The sequence below is a fragment of the Streptomyces sp. NPDC046821 genome (genome assembly GCF_040645335.1).
Classification (GTDB): Bacteria; Actinomycetota; Actinomycetes; order Streptomycetales; family Streptomycetaceae; genus Streptomyces.
Genome location: NZ_JBEYYB010000001.1, coordinates 531,985 through 552,658, shown reverse-complemented (window position 1 = coordinate 552,658; position 20,674 = coordinate 531,985). Strand labels below are relative to the sequence as shown.

At 68.3% G+C, this 20,674-nt stretch carries 16 protein-coding genes and 1 pseudogene; 12 read left to right on the top strand and 5 right to left on the bottom strand.

Features of this window, described 5'->3' with window-relative positions:
- The first annotated feature begins 111 nt into the window (after window positions 1–111).
- A complete protein-coding gene (locus tag ABZ893_RS02600) occupies window positions 112–339 on the top strand; it encodes an FCD domain-containing protein (protein WP_361395518.1) in 228 nt (75 codons plus the stop codon).
- A gap of 207 nt (window positions 340–546) precedes the next feature.
- On the opposite strand, the pseudogene ABZ893_RS02595 reads toward ABZ893_RS02600, so the two are convergent.
- Window positions 547–789: pseudogene (locus ABZ893_RS02595) on the bottom strand (M24 family metallopeptidase); the annotation flags it as partial.
- A 723-nt stretch (window positions 790–1,512) separates the two neighbouring features.
- Here ABZ893_RS02595 and ABZ893_RS02590 point away from each other — a divergent pair.
- A complete protein-coding gene (locus ABZ893_RS02590; protein ID WP_361395516.1) occupies window positions 1,513–4,299 on the top strand; it encodes a heparinase II/III family protein in 2,787 nt (928 codons plus the stop codon).
- Between the two features lie 53 nt (window positions 4,300–4,352).
- Complete coding sequence (locus ABZ893_RS02585; protein ID WP_361395513.1) at window positions 4,353–4,574, top strand: hypothetical protein; 222 nt, start codon at window positions 4,353–4,355, stop codon at window positions 4,572–4,574.
- Between the two features lie 39 nt (window positions 4,575–4,613).
- Here the strand turns inward: ABZ893_RS02585 and ABZ893_RS02580 are convergent, their stop codons facing one another.
- Window positions 4,614–4,895 carry a hypothetical protein gene (locus tag ABZ893_RS02580; protein ID WP_361395510.1) on the bottom strand — a complete coding sequence of 94 codons (282 nt, stop codon included), beginning with the start codon at window positions 4,893–4,895 and terminating at the stop codon, window positions 4,614–4,616.
- 143 nt (window positions 4,896–5,038) lie between these two features.
- Between ABZ893_RS02580 and ABZ893_RS02575 the strand changes: the two genes are divergently transcribed.
- From ABZ893_RS02575 to ABZ893_RS02535, 9 genes are all read left to right on the top strand, one after another.
- Window positions 5,039–5,530, top strand: a complete 492-nt coding sequence (locus ABZ893_RS02575) for a class I SAM-dependent methyltransferase (RefSeq protein ID WP_361395508.1) — start codon at window positions 5,039–5,041, stop codon at window positions 5,528–5,530.
- A gap of 762 nt (window positions 5,531–6,292) precedes the next feature.
- Window positions 6,293–6,418 (top strand): hypothetical protein, encoded by a 126-nt coding sequence (locus ABZ893_RS02570; protein WP_361395505.1) that lies wholly within the window; start codon window positions 6,293–6,295, stop codon window positions 6,416–6,418.
- 65 nt (window positions 6,419–6,483) lie between these two features.
- A complete protein-coding gene (locus tag ABZ893_RS02565; RefSeq protein ID WP_361395502.1) occupies window positions 6,484–8,391 on the top strand; it encodes a RiPP maturation radical SAM C-methyltransferase in 1,908 nt (635 codons plus the stop codon).
- Window positions 8,388–8,972, top strand: a complete 585-nt coding sequence (locus ABZ893_RS02560; RefSeq protein WP_361395500.1) for a DUF5825 family protein — start codon at window positions 8,388–8,390, stop codon at window positions 8,970–8,972. Before ABZ893_RS02565 ends, ABZ893_RS02560 begins: the two co-directional genes overlap by 4 nt.
- Before the next feature lie 3 nt (window positions 8,973–8,975).
- Complete coding sequence (locus ABZ893_RS02555; protein ID WP_361395498.1) at window positions 8,976–10,262, top strand: MFS transporter; 1,287 nt, start codon at window positions 8,976–8,978, stop codon at window positions 10,260–10,262.
- A complete protein-coding gene (locus ABZ893_RS02550; RefSeq protein WP_361395495.1) occupies window positions 10,151–10,447 on the top strand; it encodes a TetR family transcriptional regulator C-terminal domain-containing protein in 297 nt (98 codons plus the stop codon). The genes ABZ893_RS02555 and ABZ893_RS02550 overlap by 112 nt, the downstream gene beginning before the upstream one ends.
- 181 nt (window positions 10,448–10,628) lie before the next feature.
- A complete protein-coding gene (locus ABZ893_RS02545; RefSeq protein ID WP_361395492.1) occupies window positions 10,629–11,234 on the top strand; it encodes a CoA pyrophosphatase in 606 nt (201 codons plus the stop codon).
- 269 nt (window positions 11,235–11,503) lie between these two features.
- Window positions 11,504–12,115: a methyltransferase domain-containing protein gene (locus tag ABZ893_RS02540; RefSeq protein ID WP_361395489.1), complete on the top strand. Its 612-nt coding sequence runs from the start codon at window positions 11,504–11,506 to the stop codon at window positions 12,113–12,115.
- A 665-nt stretch (window positions 12,116–12,780) separates the two neighbouring features.
- The gene (locus ABZ893_RS02535) at window positions 12,781–14,448 is read left to right on the top strand and encodes a M14 family zinc carboxypeptidase (protein WP_361395486.1); all 1,668 of its coding nucleotides are present in this window, start codon (window positions 12,781–12,783) and stop codon (window positions 14,446–14,448) included.
- Window positions 14,449–14,546: 98 nt separating this feature from the next.
- Here the strand turns inward: ABZ893_RS02535 and ABZ893_RS02530 are convergent, their stop codons facing one another.
- From ABZ893_RS02530 to ABZ893_RS02520, 3 genes are all read right to left on the bottom strand, one after another.
- On the bottom strand, window positions 14,547–19,184 hold the full coding sequence (locus tag ABZ893_RS02530) for an HEXXH motif-containing putative peptide modification protein (RefSeq protein WP_361395483.1): 4,638 nt from the start codon (window positions 19,182–19,184) through the stop codon (window positions 14,547–14,549).
- A gap of 119 nt (window positions 19,185–19,303) precedes the next feature.
- On the bottom strand, window positions 19,304–19,753 hold the full coding sequence (locus tag ABZ893_RS02525) for a hypothetical protein (RefSeq protein ID WP_361395481.1): 450 nt from the start codon (window positions 19,751–19,753) through the stop codon (window positions 19,304–19,306).
- A 118-nt stretch (window positions 19,754–19,871) separates the two neighbouring features.
- Window positions 19,872–20,666: a polysaccharide deacetylase family protein gene (locus ABZ893_RS02520; RefSeq protein ID WP_361396082.1), complete on the bottom strand. Its 795-nt coding sequence runs from the start codon at window positions 20,664–20,666 to the stop codon at window positions 19,872–19,874.
- Window positions 20,667–20,674 lie beyond the last annotated feature (8 nt).

Here is a 20,674-nt window from a genome sequence, read left to right as displayed (position 1 = left end):
CTGCCCTGGATCGGCGATCACCTGGGGCAACGGGTGTAGCGGTCGGGCGTTCGCGATGCCCTGATAACCGGCGCCGACAACAGCAAGTTGGTGGCCCACTACCGGATGCTGATGAATCAGCCGGCGTACTCCCGGCTGGTGAACACCTCTCTGAGCCAGCCGGGCCGCGCCACCCAGACCGACCGTGAACACCACCTCGTCCTGGAGCTGATCCTGGCAAAGGACGGCGACAGCGCCGAGAAGGTGATGCGTGAGCATGTCAGGGCAAGCCGGCGCGCCCTGCTGGCGGGCCTGCCCATCAGCGGAGGGCAAGGGAAGTCCGGCACGGCAAGTTCCTGATCTCGGGCTTTTCCCGGCCTTGTTCGTCGCGTCTCACCGGTTCCGCGCGTTGCCCGGCCGTGATCACCATCAACATCGGCTTCTGGGCCTGCTCGACCGACAGGTACAGCTTGGTGGCCGGCCAGCCGCGGGAGCGTCCGAGCCCATGGGCATCGGGGCTCGGCGAAAACCCCTCCGGGCGGCTCGACTTGGGGTCCGGCTCGATCCGCCCTTCAGGCCGGTCATCCACGTCTTGACGCCGTCCGAGCGGCGCGGGAGACCGGCGGAGGGGTTCCGGTTGCCGTCCTCGGTCACGAGGATGTCGTCCTCGATCCGGACGCCGATGCCGCGGTACTCCTCGGGCACGGTCAGGTCGTCGGCCTGGAAGTACAGACCGGGCTCGACGGTCAGGCACATGCCGGGCTCCAGCGTGCCGTCGACGTACGTCTCGGTACGCGCGACGGCGCAGTCACGGCTTTGACTGTGGTGGCCGTGGGTGGGCGTCCGGGTCGGCGACGCCGGCTGTACTCCCACTTCTTCGCGACGAGTCTGCGGTGCCAGGCCAGCAGTGTGGCCGGAGTCATGGGGAAGACCTGAGGCCGGCGGCGGCGCGATATCAGGTGCGAGAGCGCGGCGAACCGCGGGAGATCGGCTGGTTCGTAGCGTCGGCGTGGGACATCTTGGCGCAGGACCGCGTTGTCGTGGCGAAGCACCAGTAACTCCGCGTCCTTCGTGACGTCACGCCGCAGCAGCAACGCGGGCAGCGACAGCAGGTGGCGGGTGAAGGCGTACACCGTGGAGAGGATTACGAAACATGATCCCAGACTCGGCAGAGCCGCTGCTCAGGGTCCTGTACTCCTGGTTCTTTGCGGCGAGGGGCTTCAAAGCGGGACGACGATTCGTGTTTTGAGCCTCACAGGGTTGTACGCGCTGAGCGGCTCGACGGCCGATAGCAGCGCCAGCGGCGGGCACGCCGTCACCGCAGCGGCGGTAACGCGCAGCGAGAGGCAGGTCTTCAGAGAAAGGCCGTACTCCCTAACGTGGCTCAACCGCGACACGTCGTACCTGCGCCAGGGCGAGGCGGGGCCGGAAAAGTCAAGTGGTCTCAACCATTGCTGCCCGGGTGGGCCCGCTGGTAGAAAGCGCTTGCAGTCCTCCTGTCTGCCCGGCCGTCCCTCCGTTGAACGGATCCCCATGGACATCGATCGCAGAACCGTGCTGCGTGCAGCCGTTGCCGTCACCCTCGCTGCCTCGGCGGGCGGGCTGTTCGCTGCGGCCCCCGCCGTCGCCGCGCCGGTCACCGCCGAGGACGCCTTCTTCGGGGTGTGGGACACGAGCGCCGCGGCCTGGACGAAGGCGCCAGTGCTCGACTATGCGGGGTTCGCCGGCCTGGCGAAGGTGGAGCAGGCCGCCAAGTCCGGGGACTACCAGGCTGCTTCGGCTTCGCTGCTCGCCTACTTCCGTACTCGCGAGGGGCGCACTCCGCCGCCCTGGGTGCAGAACAACGTCTATACGGCGGGCCAGGAGGATCTCTTCCTCGACCACATATGGACGCTTGGCACCGGCGAGATCTACCACTCGGTTCTCACCGTCCCCGCGGTAGAGGCGCAGATCACCGCGGACGTCTCGGTCAACGCCGCAAGCGCCTACCGGGCCGGCTGGATCGGATTCATGCTGATGGCCCGTCACAAGGAGGCGTCCACGGCGACCTTCCGCAGCAGGCAGGCGGCGAGCGGCGGCCCAGTCCTTGCGGTGACCTTGGCGGACGGCACGACCAGCGATCTGGCCCCGGTGCAGGACACATACATCGCCTGCAGCACACCATCGACGGTGCACGGCAAGGACAGCACACTGCTGGTGCGGGACGAGGGGGCGGGCGCCTACGGGCCGGAGACCCGCAAGGCGTATCTCACCTTCGACCTGTCCTCGCTGGCGGCACCGCCCAAGGCCGCTGTCCTGAAGCTGACCGGTGTGAGCAGCTCCGGGGAGAAGGACGTCATCCTCTTCCAGGAGAAGGAGACCTTCGACGAGACGACCCGCACCTGGAACACCACTGTCCAGAACACCTTCTCCTGGCAGGGTGACCCGGGCGGTTTCGACTGGAAAGGGCCCAAGGGGTCCGATCCCGAATACGGTTACCAGCTACCGCGCTTCTACTTCGCGGGGCCGACGGCCGATGCGTACAAGGCAGGCAAGGACGAGCGGATCGCCGCCGGGCTCCTCGCGCTGATGACGGACTTCGTCCAGGACGCCGAGGGCGGCTACACCGACGGCGCGGCCGGCTTCCCCCGTAACCTCGACGCATCGTGGCGTTTCCTCAACTGGACCTACGCCTACGACGTGCTCCGCACATCGAGCTCCCTCACCTCCGAGATCAACAGCACTCTCCTGCGGGCATTCGCGGCGGGCGGCGTCTTTCTGTCGTCGACCACCAACTCCAACCCCAACTGGATGATCTCCATCCGCAGCGCGGCGCTCTATCTCGCCCTGTACTTCCCGGAGTTCGCAGGGAGCGAGACACGGGTGACCGAGGCGCAGAGCTATCTCGGGGAGCGTCTCGCGTCGTCGCTGAACTCCGACGGCGGCTATATGGAAGCGAGTTCGGGCTATGCAATGGGCGTGGCGACGACTTTCAGCACGGTGGCCTCTGTACTGAAGGCCAACGGCCGCACCTTCACAGCATCCGACGGCTTGAGCACACTGTCGTGGTTCCTCGCCGACCAGGCTTATCCGACGGTGTACGACCCGTCGTACGGGGACGGTGGCACCGCCAACTGGGCGCCCCGGTTCCTCGAACTCTCCGGCCTGCTGAGCGACGAGAAGCTGCGGTACGTTGCCACACAGGGGTCCGCGGGGACGCGGCCCGGCCACACCTCGGCCGTGTACCCGGTCACCCGCACCGCCGTGCAGCGTACCGGCTGGGCGGCCGACGACCTCTATCTGCGGTTCAGCGCCGACAAAGGCCCCCACTCGGTGCGTGACGACCTCGATGTGACGGTCGCCGGGTACGGCAGACCGCTGCTGCCCGCGATGGGCGCGTTCTCCTACAGCGACGACGCCAAATCGAACTGGCTGCGGACGACTTCGCAGTCCCGTAACACGGTCACCGTGGACGGCAAGGCCCAAGTGCTCGATGCGGCCGGCGCGCTGGACCAGTCGTCAACAGCCTGGTTCGACCTGGCGGAGGGCTGGACGGATGCATCTGCGGCGGCCCGCCACCACCGCTCGGTACTGTTCGTGCGGGGCCGCTTCTGGCTGGTGTCAGACGTACTCACCCCTTCGGACACCACCGAGCACTCCTACGAGCAGACCTGGCACTTCCTTCCGGATGCCGAACTCTCCCTGAGCGCCGATACGTTGAGGGCGAGTACCGCGTTCCCCAACGGCGGGAACATCCAGGTAGTGCCCGTCGATCCTGCGCCGCTCACGGGAACACTGGCCGACGGCTACTACTCGTCGGCGTTCTACACGATCTCGGACGCGAAGTACCTCTCGTACACACTGCAGGCCACAGGCGCGGCCCGGCTCGACACGCTGCTCATGCCGCTGCCCGAGGGCTCCAGGGAGGGCGCGCGCATCCAGAAGCTCGCCACCGCGACCGGAGCATCCGCACTGCGTGTCGACACCGGGCGCGAGTCCGGCTGGTATCTGCACGCGGACGCATCCGGCACCGAACGTGCCTTCGGCGACTACGTCTCGGATGCTCGGGTCGCCTACGCCCAGGAATCGGGCGCCAGGCAGCGGCTGCTCATCGCGGGAGGCACAACCCTGCGCTACGGGGGAGAGTTGCTGCTGGGTGCCAGCGCCGAACTCGGTCTCGTCGCGGTCGAATTGGACCGGCCGCAGTCCACGGTCGCGGTGTCAGGGCTCGCTGCCGGCACCGCACTGGAGATCGCCGCACCGTGGGCGCGCTCGGTCACGACGGACGGGAAGAAGGCCAGGTTCGAGCGCGGGCGCGGGGTGATCGTCGTCGGGGGCTGACGGTGCGCCGCCCGTGTGCGTGCCGATAATTACGTCCTTGCAGGTCAGGAAGCGTGTCGGTACTCGTGGAGCACGCCGCCGAGACGGTCGCGTTGCCGTATGTCAAGACGCTCGATCTGCACTGGTTCCAGCGGTTCGGGGACAGGGTGGAGAGGTGCGGCAGCCTGCAGTGTGCAGTGGGTGCGGTGATGGTTGTAGTGCTGCTCGTACTCGCGGAGCGCTCGCCGCAGGTGGGCTTCGTTCCAGAGCAGGGCGCGATCGACAGGAAAAACTAGGAACGGCGGTGCAGCGACGTCAGGCAGTCGGTATGCCGGTCAGGTCTCGATCACGGCATTGCAGTCGGGGCAGACCACAGATGCGTACTCCGCGGGGTACCAGGGCTCGCCAGGGCGCTCGGTGGGCTTCCGGTGGGCCGTCGCCATGGCGAAGGTGTCCTTGCCGCAGAGGGTCCGTGGTCCCGTGGCGGCGGGCACCCCAGGGGTGGCGGGGGCTGCGTGCACCCTGTGGACGGGCCGTTCCTCACTATCCGGTACACCCGGGGAGGACCGCGTGGCCACCGCCTTGTCGAGCTCGTACACGACGACGATGCCGCTCATGAGTCAAGCGTAGTAGGTGGTCGCGTGGCCGAACCACCCGCAGCCTCGTGCCGGATGGCTGTGATCGGCGGGAGACTACGGCGGGAGCAAGGAGACGGCGTTACCGCGCTGGCGATCGGATGCCCCTGCCAGGCGTCCCCGGCATGGCCCAGCGACCGCGTATCGGGCGCCGGGAGCTGGAGCGCGAGGTCGCTGACTCGCGGTGCTGTGCGCGACCGGGGGTGGGGCAGGCACTGGACCTCGACGACTCGATGCTGGACGTGGCGCGGGCTCACGCTCCGGAGTTGCCGTGGTTTCGGGCCGATCTTGCCCAGTTCGATCCGGCCCTGCTCGGCATTGCTGCGGACTTCGACCTGGTCCTTGCTGCCGGCAATGTCTTGCCGCTGCTGGCCGCCGGGACCGAGGTCGCGGTGGTCAAGCGCCTGGCCGGGGTTTTGCGTCCGGGTGGGCTGCTGGTCGCGGGCTTTGGTCTGGACGCCGCCCATCTGCCCGTGCCGCCTGGCATCACGCTGGCGGAGTACGACGAGAGTTGCGCTGCGGTGGGCCTCGCCCTCGTCGGCCGCTTCGCCACCTGGGACGCTGACGCCTACGACGGCGGTGGCTACGCCGTCAGTGTCCATCGCGCCAGCGCCTGACCACTGTCCAGCTCCATGACCACCGGGTTGAGCGCCAGGCCCCCTACGAGAGCGTGATGACGTGACGGTGGCTGAGGGCTCGCAGCGGACGTGAGCGTGCCCCGGGGGGAGCTGGTTGATGTCGGCAACTGTGTTGCTGGGGAGGTGAATTGAGGTCCTGGGCGTGTGCGTACGGTCGGGAGCGGCAGCGGGATTCTGTCAGTAGCCTCGAACTGCGCGCTCCAGGTTGGTAGTTGCGCAAGTTGCTGTGCCATTGGTGTCCGAAGTCCCGCGAGGGCGGCATACGACCTTCGAGAGCTTGGACGGGGAGCGACCGCACCGCTGGGGGTCAAGGGGTCGCAGGTTCAAATCCTGTCGTCCCGACCATGCGGAATCGCAGGTCGGAGGCGGTTCTCTCATCCATGAGAGGACGGCCTTTCGTGCGTCCGGGGGCGTGGTGGTCGCAGCCATGCAGGCCGGCCCGGACGGCGGCCAGTGCGCTCGGTGCCGCTGAGTACGTGGTCGATGGTGTCGACGGCCTGGTGTGCTGCGGACGTAGTCGCGGTATCGGGCGATCGTTGTCGGCTTCAGCGCGAGAGCCTTCGCCGCCGGCCACACGTCGGAGTAGGCGGCGACGGTCTGGTTCGGGTCGGCGCTGAACCCGCCGGCCTTGCCCTTGAGAAACCGGCGCAGTGCCCCTTCGGCCGAGCCCTGGCCGGCGCCGCTCCGTCGTCGGCGTTCTTGTGAGGCGAATGTGACGCCCTCTAAGGTGAACTGCCTTGTGTGGCACGTGAGTTCGGGGACGTCGACCAGGGGAGAGTCGTGCAGATCAAAAAGGTAGTGATCCGCGAAGAGGAGCGCACGAACCGCAAGCCCGCCGTCATGGAGAAGCGCCCGCCGACCCGCTGACCGGGCGTGAACGTGAGCGTGAGCGTGATCGGGATATCAAGGGGCAGGTGACGGGGGAGAGTGGCGTGCGCGTACAGCTGGTGACCATGCCGTGGCACCCGATCGATCTGCCCTCTCTCCAAGTGGGCCTGCTGCACCAGCTGTTGCGGCAGGTCCGCCCGGACGACGATGTGCGTGAGTTCCACGGCTCGCTGCGCTGGGCGGAGTTCCTCCTCGAGCGGTCCGGCGGGCGGCTGCGCCCCGGTGACTACGAGGCGATCGGCAGCGATTCGATCTTCGACGGCCTTGGTGACTGGGTCTTCTCGGGCGTGCTGTACGAGGACGAGGAGTGGGGCGTCGCCCGGCTCAAGGAGTACGCCGCACGTCGCGGCCTCTGCATCGACACCGCCTCCGACATGCGGGTCCACGCGACCGAGTTCATCGCCGAGTGTGCGACGGAGGTGCTCGCCCAGGAACCGGACGTCGTCGGGTTCACCAGCACGTTCATGCAGAACGTGCCCTCGCTCGCGCTGGCGAGGGAGCTCAAGCGCCGCCGTCCAGGGCTCACTGTCGTCTTCGGCGGCAGCAACTGCGACGGCCCGATGGGGCACGCCCTGCACCGCAACCATCCCTTCGTCGACCACGTGGTGCGCGGCGAGGGCGAGTACGCCTTCCCGGCGCTCCTGCGCCACCTGGACGCCGACACGCCACCCGCCGACGTACCGGGCCTGTGCTGGTGGGAAGGGCAGGCGGACGGCAGGGTCTCGCGGGCGAACACCGAGTCCCGGCGCACTGTGGCGCCCTCCGACATCCCCGCGCCCGACTACGACCAGTGGCAGGCAGCCCTCGACGCATCCCCCGTCCTCGAATACGTCTACCCGAAGCTGGTGGTCGAGGGAGCACGCGGCTGCTGGTGGGGCGAGAAGCATCACTGCACGTTCTGCGGGCTCAACGGCTCCTCCATGGCGTTCCGCGCCAAATCGGGTGAGCAGCTGTGGAGCGAGATCGACCACCTCGTACGACGGCACCGCATCCTCGACGTCGTCACCGTCGACAACATCATCGACATGGCGTACTTCAAGGACTTCCTGCCCGTCGCCGCCGAGAGCGGCTGGGACCTGCGGATGCACTACGAGGTCAAGTCCAACCTCAACCGTGAACAGATCGCCCTCCTCGGGCGGGCCGGAGCCGTGCTCATCCAGCCCGGCATCGAAAGCCTGAGCAACCGGGTCCTCGACCTCATGGACAAGGGCGTCAGCGGCGCCCGCAACGTCCGCACACTCCGTGAGTGCGAGAACCACGCGCTGACCGTCACCTGGAACTACCTGTACGGCTTCCCGGGCGAGACCGTCGAGGACTACGCCCCGGTCCTCGACCAGCTGCCCGCGCTCGTCCACCTGCAGCCCCCGGGCGGCGCCCACCGCATCCAACTGAAGCGGTTCAGCCCGAACTTCACGGACCCGGGGTTCGGCTTCGGCAAGCGGCGCCCGGCCGAGATGTACCAGCATGTCTACGAGCTGCCCGAATCCGAACTCGCTGACCTCGTCTACCTGTTCACGACGGACGACGCGGGCATCGGCGGAGAGACCGAGAGCCGGCTCAAGCGGGCCGTCGCGGCATGGCGCGACGGACATCACGGATCGAGCCTGGTGATGGAGGAAGCGGAGCCGGAGGACGGCGTGGACGTACTGCTCGTACACGACCGGCGCCACGGCTGGCCCCGCCGCACCCACCGGCTGACCGGCTGGCAGGCGGGGGCGTTGCGCCGCCTCGAGGACGGGCGGACGGAGCCCGCGCTGCACCGGCTGCTGACCGGCGACGGGCACGACATCCCGGCCGAGGAGCTGAGCGGGTGGATCCAGCAGGCTCAGGCGGCGGGGCTGGTGTTCCGCGACGGGCGGACGTACGTGTCCCTGCCCACGTGGGACGTACCGGACCGCATCGACCCCGACCCGGCTCCGCAATCCACGGACCGTCAGGAGGTGGCCGGATGACCGGGCTTCCCGCGACCGTCCCCCACCGCGTGATCGGCCGACGGGTCCACGTGGACGTGCCGCTGCGCCTGGCCGGGGCAGGGCGCGAGACGGCGGTGGCGGTCCAGTTCCTGCGCGAGTGCCAGAGCCAACGGCTCCGTACACACTGGGAGATCGCCTACGAAGACCGGCCGCGAGGCGACGACGCGCTTGACATGCATGACGCCCAGTACGTGCGGATGCTGCACCACCTTCCGCCCCCAGCCGAACGGCCCGACGAACCAGGTGTGTTGAGCGCCTGGCGCACCTCGTACGCCGCCTTCCCCACCGGCATGCTCTACCACCGCCGCGGCCCGGACTTCATCACCGTCATGGACCGCAGGGAGCGGCCCGCCTCGGCGAGATTCACCCTCGACCACCCGGATCTGCTCGCCACCTTCGCCACGGTCCAGGAGACCACGGCGCTCGGTGAACTCGACGCCGTGCAGCGGGAGGCCGTAGAACTGCTCGCGGCCGAGCGGCTCGCTCTCGTCGCCGACGGCTGGGCGGTGGCCCTGGCGCCGCGGCTGCACCGCTGGCCCGTTCCCTGCACGGGGATCTGAGGGTTGGGCGCGTCACGGGCCGACGGGACGGTCCCCCTGCGCCGCCACCGTCCCTTCGTGTTGCTGTGCGGCGAGCAGGTCGCCAGCTCCGTCGGGCGGCAGATCACCGCTCTCGCACTGACTCTGCTGGCCGTGACCGGCCTCGGCGCGGGGCCGTTCGGGGCGGCCGCGCTGCTGGCGCTGACCTATCTGCCCGGCGCCGTGCTGAGCCCGCTGGCCGGAGCGATCGTCGACCGGATCAGGCTGCGTCGCCTCCTCGTGTGGGTGACCGCCCTGCAGACCCTGGTCGTCGGCTCGATCCCGTTGGCCGGCGCGGTGGGGCATGTCACCCTGGCGCACCTGTACGTGGTCGCAGGCGTCTCGGGCACCCTGACCTTCACACTCTCGGTCGCGCTCCAGGCAGCGCTGCCGCGCGTCGTCGGACCGGACCGGCTCCTCGCCGCCAACTCGGCGCTGACCGCGGCCCGTACGAGCGGACAGGTCGGCGGGCCCGCGCTCGGCGGTGTCATGGTCGGGCTCCTCGGGGCCGACGCGGCGCTTCTGGCGGGCAGTGCGGCCTATGCGATCGAGGCGCTCTTTCTGTTCGCGCTGCCCGCCGCGCTGAACGCGCTGACAGGCTCGCGGGAGCCCGCCCGTACGAAGTCCCTGGCCGGCTCGCTGCGTACGGGACTCGCGGTGGTGCGCGCCGAGCGCCGGCTGCGCCGCATGGTCCTGGCGGGCGCCGGACTCAACCTCGGCAGCGGTGCCGCGGCCGCCCTCTACGTCTTCTACGCGACCCGCGATCTCGCCCTGCCCGCCTGGCAGTTGGGCACGACCTACGCGGCCTACAGCGCGGCCACCCTGGCGGGCGCCCTGCTCGCCGGAGGCTTCGCCAGGACCTCGGGGCTGTGGCGGGCCACGCAGATCTTCGGACTCGCGGCAGGCGCTGCCGTGTTCCTGATCCCGGCCGCGTCGCTGGGCCTCGCCTTCCCCGTGCTGCTCGCGTACCAGGTCTGCTACGGCCTCTCCGGCACCGTATGGATGATCTCCATGACCACCACGCAGCAACTGGTGACGCCTGACGGAATGCAGGGCCGCGTCGCGGGACTCGTGCAGGCGGTGCTGCTCACGACGGTGCCGGTCGGAGCCCTTGCGGGCGGCGTGCTGGCCGCCTGGCTCGGCAACATACCCATGCTCATGTGCGCGGCGGCCGTGACCCTGCTCTCCGCGGCGACCCTTTGGGCACCCATGGGAGCAGACGTCACGGTGCCGAAGCGGTCCCTGGAGGAGGAGGCGGAGAGTCGCCGCTAGTTCGATGTTCTTGGACGCTGCGCACGATCCACAACGACTTCTACGCGCGGTGGCGCGAAGCCGTGGTCCGCGTCGTCCGGCGAGGGCAACGGCAGGGGCGGTTCCGCGCCGATGCCGACGCCGAGCGGCTCGCGTTGAGCGTCACCGCACTCACAGCCGGGCCGGCCATCCAGGTGCTGACCTAGGCTCCACAAGTGATGGCCGACCGGATGCGCGGCATTCTGCTGGACTTCATCGAGCGCGAACTCCTCGTGCGGACAGGCGGATCACATGACGTTGCCAGTGTCTGAGCAGGCCACAACCACCGTTCCTGACAAGAGAGTTGGGCATCAGGACCACACGCCGAACGCCGCCGGCTTCACCGACATGAGTGAGGTCGCGACCCGGGCGCGGACCAATCTGGCGGTATTCGAGCGGCGCGAGGCCGTCGTTCCGGAGGGCGCACGGCGCGCAGGTGTGTGCCTCACGATCTTCGAACACCGCGGCGAGGCCCACGTACTGATGATCAAGCGGGTCGCCAAGGGCCGCAACGCCGGTCAGTGGGCCCTGCCCGGCGGCCGGCTTGACGGCACGGAGACCTCGGTGCAGGCGGCACTGCGCGAACTCTCCGAGGAGGCGGGCATCTCGGCCGGTCCGGCCGAAGTCGCGGGCGTACTCGACGACTTCGTCACCGATTCCGGTTTCGTCATTACTCCGGTGGTCGTCATCCCCGAACCGCCGGTGACTCCGTCGCGCGACGAGCGTGAGGTGCATTCGCTGCATCGCATCCCGCTGCGTCGGCTCGTCGACCCCGACATTCCGCGCTGGCACACCGACCCCGACGGCCGCACCCTGCTGCAGATGCCACTGCGCCGAGGCATGCTGGTGCACGCACCGACGGGCGCCCTGCTGTGGCAGTTCCGCGAAGTGGTCCTGCTCGGGCGCTCCACACGCGTCGCGGACCTGGCTCAGCCCGAGTTCACGCGGGCATGAACGATGAACGGGAGCGCTTCAGCGTAGGGCGGTGGCGTTGGCCGGAGACCTCACTCCTCCGGCCAGGTTGAGGGGTTTGACGGTCAGGAGGCGGTCCCGGCGGCCATCAGGGAGATGCGGTGGTCCCAGCACGAGGCGGCGAAGGAGCGGTTCTGGGCGAGCCCGGCGGCACGGCGGAGGGTACGGGTCTCGGCACGCTGCTCGGGAGGCGGGTTCGGGGCAGGCCCTGGGCCGGAGCAGGGCACGCCGGGCGGCCTAGAGTCGATCTCATGAGTCGTTGGCAGGAACTGACCGGTGGCGTGTCCGGACACGAGTACGCCGCGCGCTTCGCTGCGCTGGCCCGCACCGGCAAGGATATGCATGGTGAGGCGCGTTTCTGTGCGGCCCTGGTGCCGGCCGGTGCGCGGGTGCTTGACGCCGGATGCGGTACCGGACGGGTCGCGATCCGGCTGGCGGAGCTGGGGTACGACTGCGTCGGGATCGACCTCGACGACTCGATGCTGGACGTGGCGCGGACTCACGCACCCCAGTTGCCGTGGTTCCGGGCCGATCTCGCCCAGTTCGACCTGGCCCTGCTCGGCATCGCTGCGGACTTCGACCTGGTCCTCGCAGCCGGCAATGTCTTGCCGCTGCTGGCCGCCGGGACCGAGGCCGCAGCGGTCAAGCGCCTGGCCGGGGCTTTGCGTCCGGGCGGGCTGCTGGTCGCGGGCTTCGGCCTGGACGCGGCCCTCCTGCCCGTGCCGCCCAGCATCACGCTGCCGGAGTATGACGCGAGTTGCGCTGCGGCGGGCCTCGCCCTCGTAGACCGCTTCGCCACCTGGGACGCCGACGCCTACGACGGCGGTGGCTACGCCGTCAGTATTCATCGCGCCAGCCCCTGACCAACTGCCCAGCTCCATGACCACCGGGATGAGCGCCGGGCCCGCTGCGGCGGAGTTCTGAGAGCCGAGAAGAAGCCGGCGCCCCCCAATCCTGTCGTCCCGACAGTTCGAGGTATCGAACGTCGCAGGTGAAGGGCCGTTTCCGTAACGGCCTTTTTCTGCTTTCCGGGGGTGCTCCCAGTGCCCGTAACGGAGTGCTCCTACTCAAATCGCTGGCCACATGTTCGAGTTCTTGCCCCCGAAAGTTGAATGCGGCTGGGAGATGTTGCGCAGGCAGGGGTGTGGCGGGTTCGCCGTCGACGAGTTCCTGGATCAGGTTGCGCCCGTCCGGCGTGGCGCCACCGGCGGACTCGTAGGCGAAGAACCGGATCGGCTCCCGCAGTTGGCGACACCGTCGAAGTCCACGGCGAAGGCGAAGCGGGTGATCGGCGGCGGGCTGGCCGTAGTTGGGCGTGGGGCAGCCGGCGCCGGGGCCGGGTTGTCAAGATTCCGAACGCGTGCCCCGACTCTTGACATGTATGCAGAAGAAGGAGAAATCTGACTGATCATTCAATCAGCAAGGCTGCATTCAGGGTTGGCCCTGATAGGCCGGCGCGTTCATCTCGGGAGGTCCCACCATGTCTTCATTTGCCCCACCCCCCGCCCGGAGGCTGGCCAAGCGTTTCATGACGGTGGGTCTTGCGCTCGGCCTGACCGCCGGGTTCGGCCCGGCGTTGGCCGGGCCCGCGCAGGCGTCGCCCGCCCACACGGCCGTCGCCGCGGCGGACACGTCGACGATGCCCAGTGGCCGTACGACGTTCCGCACGATCAACGACTACAACGCCGAGATGGTCGACCTGGCCGCGGCGAATCCCAACCTGGTCAAGCACATCACGCTGCCGCACAAGACCCGGATGGGCAAGAGCGTGTTCGGCATCGAGGTCACCGACGACGTCACCGCCAACGACGGCAAGCCCGTGATGTTCATGATGGGTATGCACCACGGCAACGAGTGGGCGTCCGGTGAGCACACCATCGAGTTCGCCCACGACCTGATCAACCACTTCAACAGTGGCGACCCGGAGATCACCGACCTGCTGCACAAGGTGCGGGTCATCTTCGTACCGGTCGTCAACGTCGACGGATTCATGCGCAACCGCCGTACCGGCTGCGGCGTTTCGCCCGACTGCGCGATCGCCGACGGTGTGGATGTCAACCGCAACTACCCGTTCGGCTGGGGCGCCAACATCGCCTCGGACTTCACGAACCGCGGTCCCGCCGCCGGCTCCGAGCCGGAGATCCAGAACGTCATGGACATCGTGAAGAGCCGTCAGGTGACCACCTTCATCACCAACCACACGTCGGGTCACACCGTGCTGCGGGCGCCCTTCCAGAAGGCCGCGGGCGACGCACCCGACGAGCCCGCCTACAAGGCGCTCACCGACGCCATCACGGCGAAGAACGGGTACACCGGAATGCAGTCCGGCTACGACTACGAGACGACGGGTGAGGCCAACGACTGGTCCTACTACGCGAGTCGAGGCTTCGGTTTCACCTTCGAGATCATGACGCCGACCACGAAGGACACCTACGCCCGCGTCATCGACGACTACAACGGCACGGGTGTCTTCGACGGCCACTCGAACCGTGAGGGCTTCATGGTCGTGCTGCGCCACACCGCGAAGGCGTCGGCACACTCCCAGATCACCGGCGACGCCCGGCCCGGCAACGTGCTGAAGATCAGCAAGAGCTTCGATCTGTGGACCTCGCCGATCAAGAACATCGACGGTACGACGTCCGCTCCGCAGGCGGTGCCGACGCACCTCCAGTCCACGATGACCGTGCCGGTCGGCGGTCACTTCACGTGGAACGTCAACCCGTCCGTACGGCCGCAGCCCGGCTACACCTCGGCCGGTGTGGTCGCCACCGGTCCCGGCAAGTTCATCCGGGAGAGATGGACGCTGACCTGCTCCTCGCCCGACGGTACGGTGCTCGACACCGTCCCCGTCACGGTCGACATGGGCCAGGTCGCCGACGTCGACCTGCCGAACTGCAAGAAGTCGAACAAGAACGCGGCGAAGGTCGACGCGCAGGTCGTCACCAAGAAGGTCGTCGCGGGTGAGACAAAGCCGCAGGTGGACGTCCAGGTGACCGCCAAGGGCGTGCAGCCCACCGGCAAGGTCGTGGCGACCGTCGGCGGCGTGACCGTCGGTACGGGAACGGTGGTCAACGGACACGCCCTGCTCACGCTGACCCCGTTCGACCAGCCCGGCGTGACCAAGGTCGACATCTCCTACTCCGGTGACACCAACGTCGCCGGCGGGAACACGAGCGTGTCGATCAACGTGAGGTGATGAGTCCGGTCCCGAACCGGACCACCTGAACGACTGAACGACTGAACCACTGAGCCGGTGTCCCTCCAACCTCTCGGGGTCGGGGGACACCGGCCCGTTCACAGGGGTAGCGCGGGCAGATCCGTGGCGCCGTCAGGGACGCCGATCCACGAAGCCAGGGCCACCGGGTTCGGCGGTGTGCCCGTGGTGGCGGTGACATGAGCGTGTACTGCCTGGACGACCTCTGGACGGTGTGTGAGCGCCTGCGCCGCAATTGCTGTGCCAGAGGCGTCGAGAGAGGGCTCGGCGTGGAGCCTTTGCAGAGCGAGACTGAGCCGTACCCAGGAGTCGCCCTGGTGCGGCCACCGCGTGACTTGGCTCGTGGCCAGGTGAAGCGCCCTGTCGACGTCACCGAGAAGGCGGGCCCGGTCGGACGGGTCGACTGTTCCTGTGGCGTGGTTCCTGAAGTGGGATGGATCGGCTGCTACTTGAGTCAGTGTCGCCGTGTACCCGTCGAGGGAGGGCGGCGGTAGGTTGCGCTGGAAGGTGCTGTCGACCTGTTGGCGGGGTGAGCGCGGCGCGTGGGACGACCACGCGTCAGCAAGTTGGACGACGGATCCGTCCTCGGGGCGCAGGTAGTGCATCCGCCATCGGCTGCGGTGGGCTGTGACCGCTTCTGCGGCCAGCATCGTCACGTTGTCGGGAATGGTCTCGTGGTCGGTCCAGGCTGTGGCGCTGTCACCCATCAGGGCTGTGAACTCCCGCCCGGTTTGGGTGAGTTTAGGGGATGACCGCAGGGCGACGTAGGCATCCGAGGTTTGCGTCCGCCAGTGGACGAACTGGAATTCGGCTCGGCGCCGAAGCTTGGGGTCTTGCGTCGTGCGGATCAGACGACGCCAGAACTCGACCACTCCGAAGTGTGCAAAGACGCCGTGGAAGAAGCCGGGCAAGGGACGGGGGTCGTCACGCCACGGTGCGTAGTACAACGTGTCCTCGGCTTCCTCGCCCTCGTCTTGGAAGAGGTCGCAGGCGTCCAGGACGGCGTTCAGTTTCATGTGCCGGTACTCGTGGATCAGGGAGACCGCCAGGTCCGCGGCGTGCGGCGCGGCGCTGATCACTGCTCCACCGAAGGCTTCGCTGGACGACATCGAGAACACCCGGCCGCCAGGGACCTTGCGGCGTGGAGTAATGGCAGTGACTGCCGTGGCCAGGGCCTCGGCCTGCCGCAGATCGAGGCGGGTCAGTATGTTCCTCGCGCCGGCCACTCGGTGCCGCCATTGCTCGACCTGGGACTGGTCGAGGCGTTGTGGCGGCAAAGGACCGTTCGCCATCCGGTAGGGGTCCAGGTCGTCGAGAATGAAGTCGAACTGGGGGTACGTGCCGAATGCCCCCACGCGGTGCGCCGGTAGCCACCCCTTGGAGAAGCGACCGGTCGGGCCGGCCAGGCGTACCTTGCTTTCCTTGTTGCTGATCACGATGGCTTCGCCATCTGAAATGGCAAGCGCTGTGGCGGATTCTGTCGGGTGCAGTTGCGCGGCGCCGAGAGTGGGCAGGAAGGCGATGCCATCGCGCAGCGGGATCGGGACTCTGAAGTCGATGCCTGCGCGGATGGCTGCCGCTGCGGCTACGGAGTGCAGGTGGGGAAGGTCTGCCGACCAGGCGAGCGACTGCCTGTGAGAGGACTTGGGAAAGCTGGAAAGGGTGCGCAGCGCACGGCTCAACCACCGGCCGACGGCCGGGTGGAGCAGGACCGTGGCCACTGCCGTGGGATCAGTGTGATGAGCTTCCAGAAGAAGGTCCCGCACCGCTCCGACGATCGGCAGCGCCGTGGCGTGATCGGCTGTCAACGCGTCAGCTTTGCGTAGGAGTTCACCCAGGACCAGCGCCCGAACAGTTCGCTGCTGCGCACGCAGCTTTCCGATGGCCGCGCTGTCCTCCTGGCCGGTCGCGATGGCCCTCAGGGTGTCGTCCCCGAGGAGGAGGGAGCCGGGCGCGTGCTCGAAGAGGTCTGCTCCGTCTCCGGAATCGGGTGTCAGCCGGCGGCCGTAGGGTTTGGTGACCGGCGGGACATCGGATGCCGGTGGCCGGTAGGTGGGGCGACGCCGCTTGCCCTTGGCCGACGGCGACTGGGATGCCGTTCCCGAATATGAATCCGAATGGCCGTCCGAGTAGCTACCGCCGCTGTCTCCACCCCCTACGGGACATTGGCGCGGCCGGATGAATCGGGCCACCAGCCGTGCCGTGGAGGGGGAGGACCAGGCATTGTGTGGCTCGGGCGAGAGAGCCTCCTCAAAGGACAGATCAAATAGGTCGGGAGCACCGGACGGCAGAGGATTCTCGGCGACGGGTGAGTTTCCCATGGAGATGTCTCCTTGCCTTGGTTCGATGGCGCAGGGACTGTCGGAGCTGTCCTTGCCGGTCGTGGTTCGCTGGGCGAGTTCGGCGCGCACCATGGCCAGGTGACGCGCGCAGACGGCTACATTCGGGTGCCGCTCGCCCAGCCGCCGCCTGCCGGCTTCGAACGCAGCCTGGAAGTGCGTCTCAGCCACTTCGGGGCGGCCGAGCAGGTGCCACACGGTCGCGAGTTCATGCCGAGCGGCGATGGTGTCGGGGTGGTCGGTCCCGAATTGGCGCTCGCCGCTCTGCCAGATGTCGGTGAACTCGTCCCTCGCCCGCTCGAGGGACGCCAGGTCAGACTCGTGGTCCCGGACGATCCGGGCCCGCTCGTGGCGGGCGATGAGCACGCCGGGGTGATCGGGTGGCATCACCCGGAGGGAATCCCGCACGACTTCCTCGGCGGCATCCTGGGCTTCCTCGGCATACCCGGCGTCGCGCAAGGCCCGCACGAGGCTGAGTCTCGCGCCGAGGGTGTCCCGGTGGCTTTCCCCTGACAGATCGCGCGTCCGTCGGTGGATGTCACGCAGTTCGGTGACCGCCTCTTCAAGACGACCGCCAAAGTGCGCGAGCCTCGCCAGCTCGTGCCGGGCTCGTAGGATGCCGCCCTGATCAGCCTGTGGATCTCGCAGGCGCAAGGCCAACGATGCGCGCAACTCTGCCTCTGCCGCCCCGTACCGGCCCAGGTCCAGTAGCGTACGTGCCCGGCCGGACCTGGCCGAATGCAAGTACGGGTGCTGATCCGACAAGCCGCGATCGCCCGCCCTGACCACATCCCGGTAAAGCTCGTCGGATTCGATCAGATCACCGTTTTCGCGCAACGCGGCGGCCAGGTGCAGTTGTGCACTGATCGTGGAGGGATACTCCGCGCCGAGGTACCGCGCCCTGACGTCGACAAGGGGGCTGAGTTCGGCGACGGCCTCACCGTACAGACCCGCATAGGCGTAGAACTGCGCGGCGCGAACTGCGGGCTCCGTGACCGTCGTGACCAGTCCGGCGTCTGTCGCAACGCCGCCCTCGTAGTCGGCCAGCAGGACGCGGGCCGCGGCGCAGTGGGGAGCGAGAGCCCGCCACAGCGGCGAGTGCGCGGGGTTGTCCGTCTCCAGACGGCTCGTGCTCCGGTGTAGAAGATCCGTGACGAGTTCGAGCATCAGCGGTGCCTGAGCGGTGAACTCCGGATGCGCGCGGCTGGCGGCGCGGACGAGCGGATGGATGGTGATCCATCTCGACGGGCCCTCGTCGGACTGGACGGCGACGTCAGGCCTTTCGACAGTGATCAGCCGCAGCCCCTCAAGCCCCTTGAGAGTTGTGTCGAGGCGGTCTTGTGCCGGGTTGGCGAACAGCTCACTCCGGGCGAGTGCTCCCAGGTCGAGGAGCTCTTGGTACGGAATCGGAGCCGGGCCGAAGGCGCAGAGCAGCCGAAGGAGCGCCCGCGCCAGGTCGGCGCCTTGGCGGTGCAAGAGGTCGAGGGAGAGTTCCCATGTGCTCAGGAGCGTACGGCGGGCCCGTTCGTCCGCTCCCAGGTCCGGATCCGGATCGGATGTCACATCCGCCAGTCGAGAATCCAGGGCATGGCGATATGCGGTGAAGGTGACCGGCGTTGACGGAGACAGCCAAGTGGCCTCCAGCGAACGCGCGAGGTAGGAGCCGGCGAGGTCGAGAGCCAGAGGGAGGCCCGCGAGATCATCAGCGAGTTTCCGTGCGTCCTGCACCTTCCCGGCTCCCGGCGCCAGGTCGAGCAGCACGTCAGCACCGTCTGCTGTGGGCAGCAGGTCCACACCGATCATGTTGACCCAGTGCCCCCACCGCTCAAGGCGTGTCTCGCGGCTGGTGATGAGCACCGTTCCCCAGTGGTGCTCGGGCGGCCGCAGCCAGCCGATGCCCGCGGCCGCGCGGGACGGAGCGGCCGCGAGCACCGCGGGATCGTCAATGTTGTCCAGGACCAACAACCACGGCGCGGTGAGGCCGTTGAGGTGCTTCCACAGCACGTCCGCCGGATGCGCCATTGCGAAGTCGGCAGGTTGGGCGCCCGAGGCGAACGCCACGGACCGAAGAGCCGACGACAGGACTTCGCCATCAACGCCTGACACCCACCACACCTGCGTCGAGGCACTCGCGAGCCGGTGGGCCACCTCCAAGGAAACCGATGTCTTGCCGCACCCGCCCATCCCCGACAGCAGCCACACTCCCGGTACGTCGGGATCACCGGCGGCACGGTCAGTGAGTGCGCTGGTCAGTCGGGCCAGCAATCTGTCGCGTCCGCGAAGCCGGTGCGCGACCCTGCGCTGTGGCACGGCCAAGGGAACCGTCACGTCGGGCGGTCGCATCACATGAGCGTTGCCCGGCAGGATGTTGTAGGTCACCTGGCCGCCGTAGGCGACGGTTCCGACCTCAAATCGAGGTTGGCCTTCGTCCGTTGCCGCCCTCGCGTACGGGCCCGGGACCGCGCCGGCAGGTGATGGGCTTGAGTCAGCCGGTCCGTTCAGCCCTGAGACGGATCCGGCTGCTGAGGGGTGTTGAAGGTGACCTGTTCTCCCTGGACGATGCCGATGGAGATCCCGCCGTTGCCTGAGGTGACGTTGCCGGTGGACATGGGGGCAACGGGCTGGGGTGTGGGTGGCGTGAGCAATGCCAGCAAAGGCGCGGCAGCCTCGTCGCGATCCGCCCCTTCCAGTTCCCGGAGCGCCGTCCTGATGCGCTCCTGCCACTCGGTCTGCAGACGCTCCCGTTCCGCGAAATTGGCTGAGTCGGTCTGCAAAATGATTGCTGTCTGGTTCAGCGCTACCCGTTCCGCCTCCTCGCGCTCCGGGTCTCGCCAGCCGAGCAAGCGGGCTACTGCGTCGCGCGTCTTGGCCCATGCGTCTGTACCGGCCGCGGACACCACCGCGGCTCCCCCGGACGAAACCAACCCCAACAGCACCTCGTCGAGCATTCCGCACCGCCCCCTCGGCCTCGAATCCATACGACAGTAGCGCCAACTCCCTTAAGACACAGGGCTTTTCCATGGCGTGCCAGAAGCCGCCCCGTAGTGTCATGGCAAGGGGCGAGGCTCATCGCACCGGGAAGCCGAACGTGTAGCCCTGTTCCTTGAGCTGGGGGAGGAGGCGGCGCAGGGCCTCGACGGTCTGGGTGCGGTCGCCGCCCGCGTCGTGGAAGAGGAGGGTGGGGCCGTTGGGGAGTTCCCGTTCGACGGTGGCGACGATGGTGTCCGTGCCCGGGCGCTCGAAGTCCTTGCTGTCCACGTTCCAGCCCAGCGGGCGCATACCCCGGGAAGCGGCGAGCTTGCGGCTGTAGGGGGTGAAGGCTCCGCCGGGTGCCCGGTAGTACATCGGCCGTACGCCGCCGGAGGCCTTGGTGATCATGCGTTCGGCGGCGAGGATCTGCCGGGACTGGTAGGCCTCGGACTTCTTGTCCATGGCGGTGTCGTGCGAGACGGAGTGGTCGCACAGCCGGTGTCCGGCGGCGACGATCTTCTTCACGATGTCCGGGTGCGCCTGGGCCTGCGGGCCGACCATGCAGAACGTGGCCTTCACCCCGTACTCCCGCAGCACGTCGAGGACTTGAGGGGTCCACGTGGGGTCCGGGCCGTCGTCGATGGTGAGGTTGATGCCGTGTGCCCCCGCGTCCGAGGAGTGGGCGATGGTCACCTCGGTCGGCTTCACGCCCGGTGCGGCCGGGGCTGACGCCCCCGGTGACGCGTCGTTCGCGGTACCGGCCTGAGCGGTCCACACCGACGCGCCGGTGGCGAGCAACGTCACCCCGAGCGCGACCCCGACCAACTTGCTGTTCCATCCCCGCGCATTGCTCCGCCGCGCCTTGTCCGCCCCCTCTGCACCGTGCCTCAGCGATCACT

Coding starts and splice junctions, on each gene's coding strand:
- ABZ893_RS02600 (WP_361395518.1), top strand. CDS start 112: ATGAATCAGCCGGCGTACTCCCGGCTGGTGAACACCTCTCTGAGCCAG.
- ABZ893_RS02545 (WP_361395492.1), top strand. CDS start 10,629: ATGAGTGAGGTCGCGACCCGGGCGCGGACCAATCTGGCGGTATTCGAG.
- ABZ893_RS02575 (WP_361395508.1), top strand. CDS start 5,039: ATGGCCCAGCGACCGCGTATCGGGCGCCGGGAGCTGGAGCGCGAGGTC.
- ABZ893_RS02540 (WP_361395489.1), top strand. CDS start 11,504: ATGAGTCGTTGGCAGGAACTGACCGGTGGCGTGTCCGGACACGAGTAC.
- ABZ893_RS02560 (WP_361395500.1), top strand. CDS start 8,388: ATGACCGGGCTTCCCGCGACCGTCCCCCACCGCGTGATCGGCCGACGG.
- ABZ893_RS02525 (WP_361395481.1), bottom strand. CDS start 19,753: ATGCTCGACGAGGTGCTGTTGGGGTTGGTTTCGTCCGGGGGAGCCGCG.
- ABZ893_RS02535 (WP_361395486.1), top strand. CDS start 12,781: ATGACGGTGGGTCTTGCGCTCGGCCTGACCGCCGGGTTCGGCCCGGCG.
- ABZ893_RS02580 (WP_361395510.1), bottom strand. CDS start 4,895: ATGAGCGGCATCGTCGTCGTGTACGAGCTCGACAAGGCGGTGGCCACG.
- ABZ893_RS02590 (WP_361395516.1), top strand. CDS start 1,513: ATGGACATCGATCGCAGAACCGTGCTGCGTGCAGCCGTTGCCGTCACC.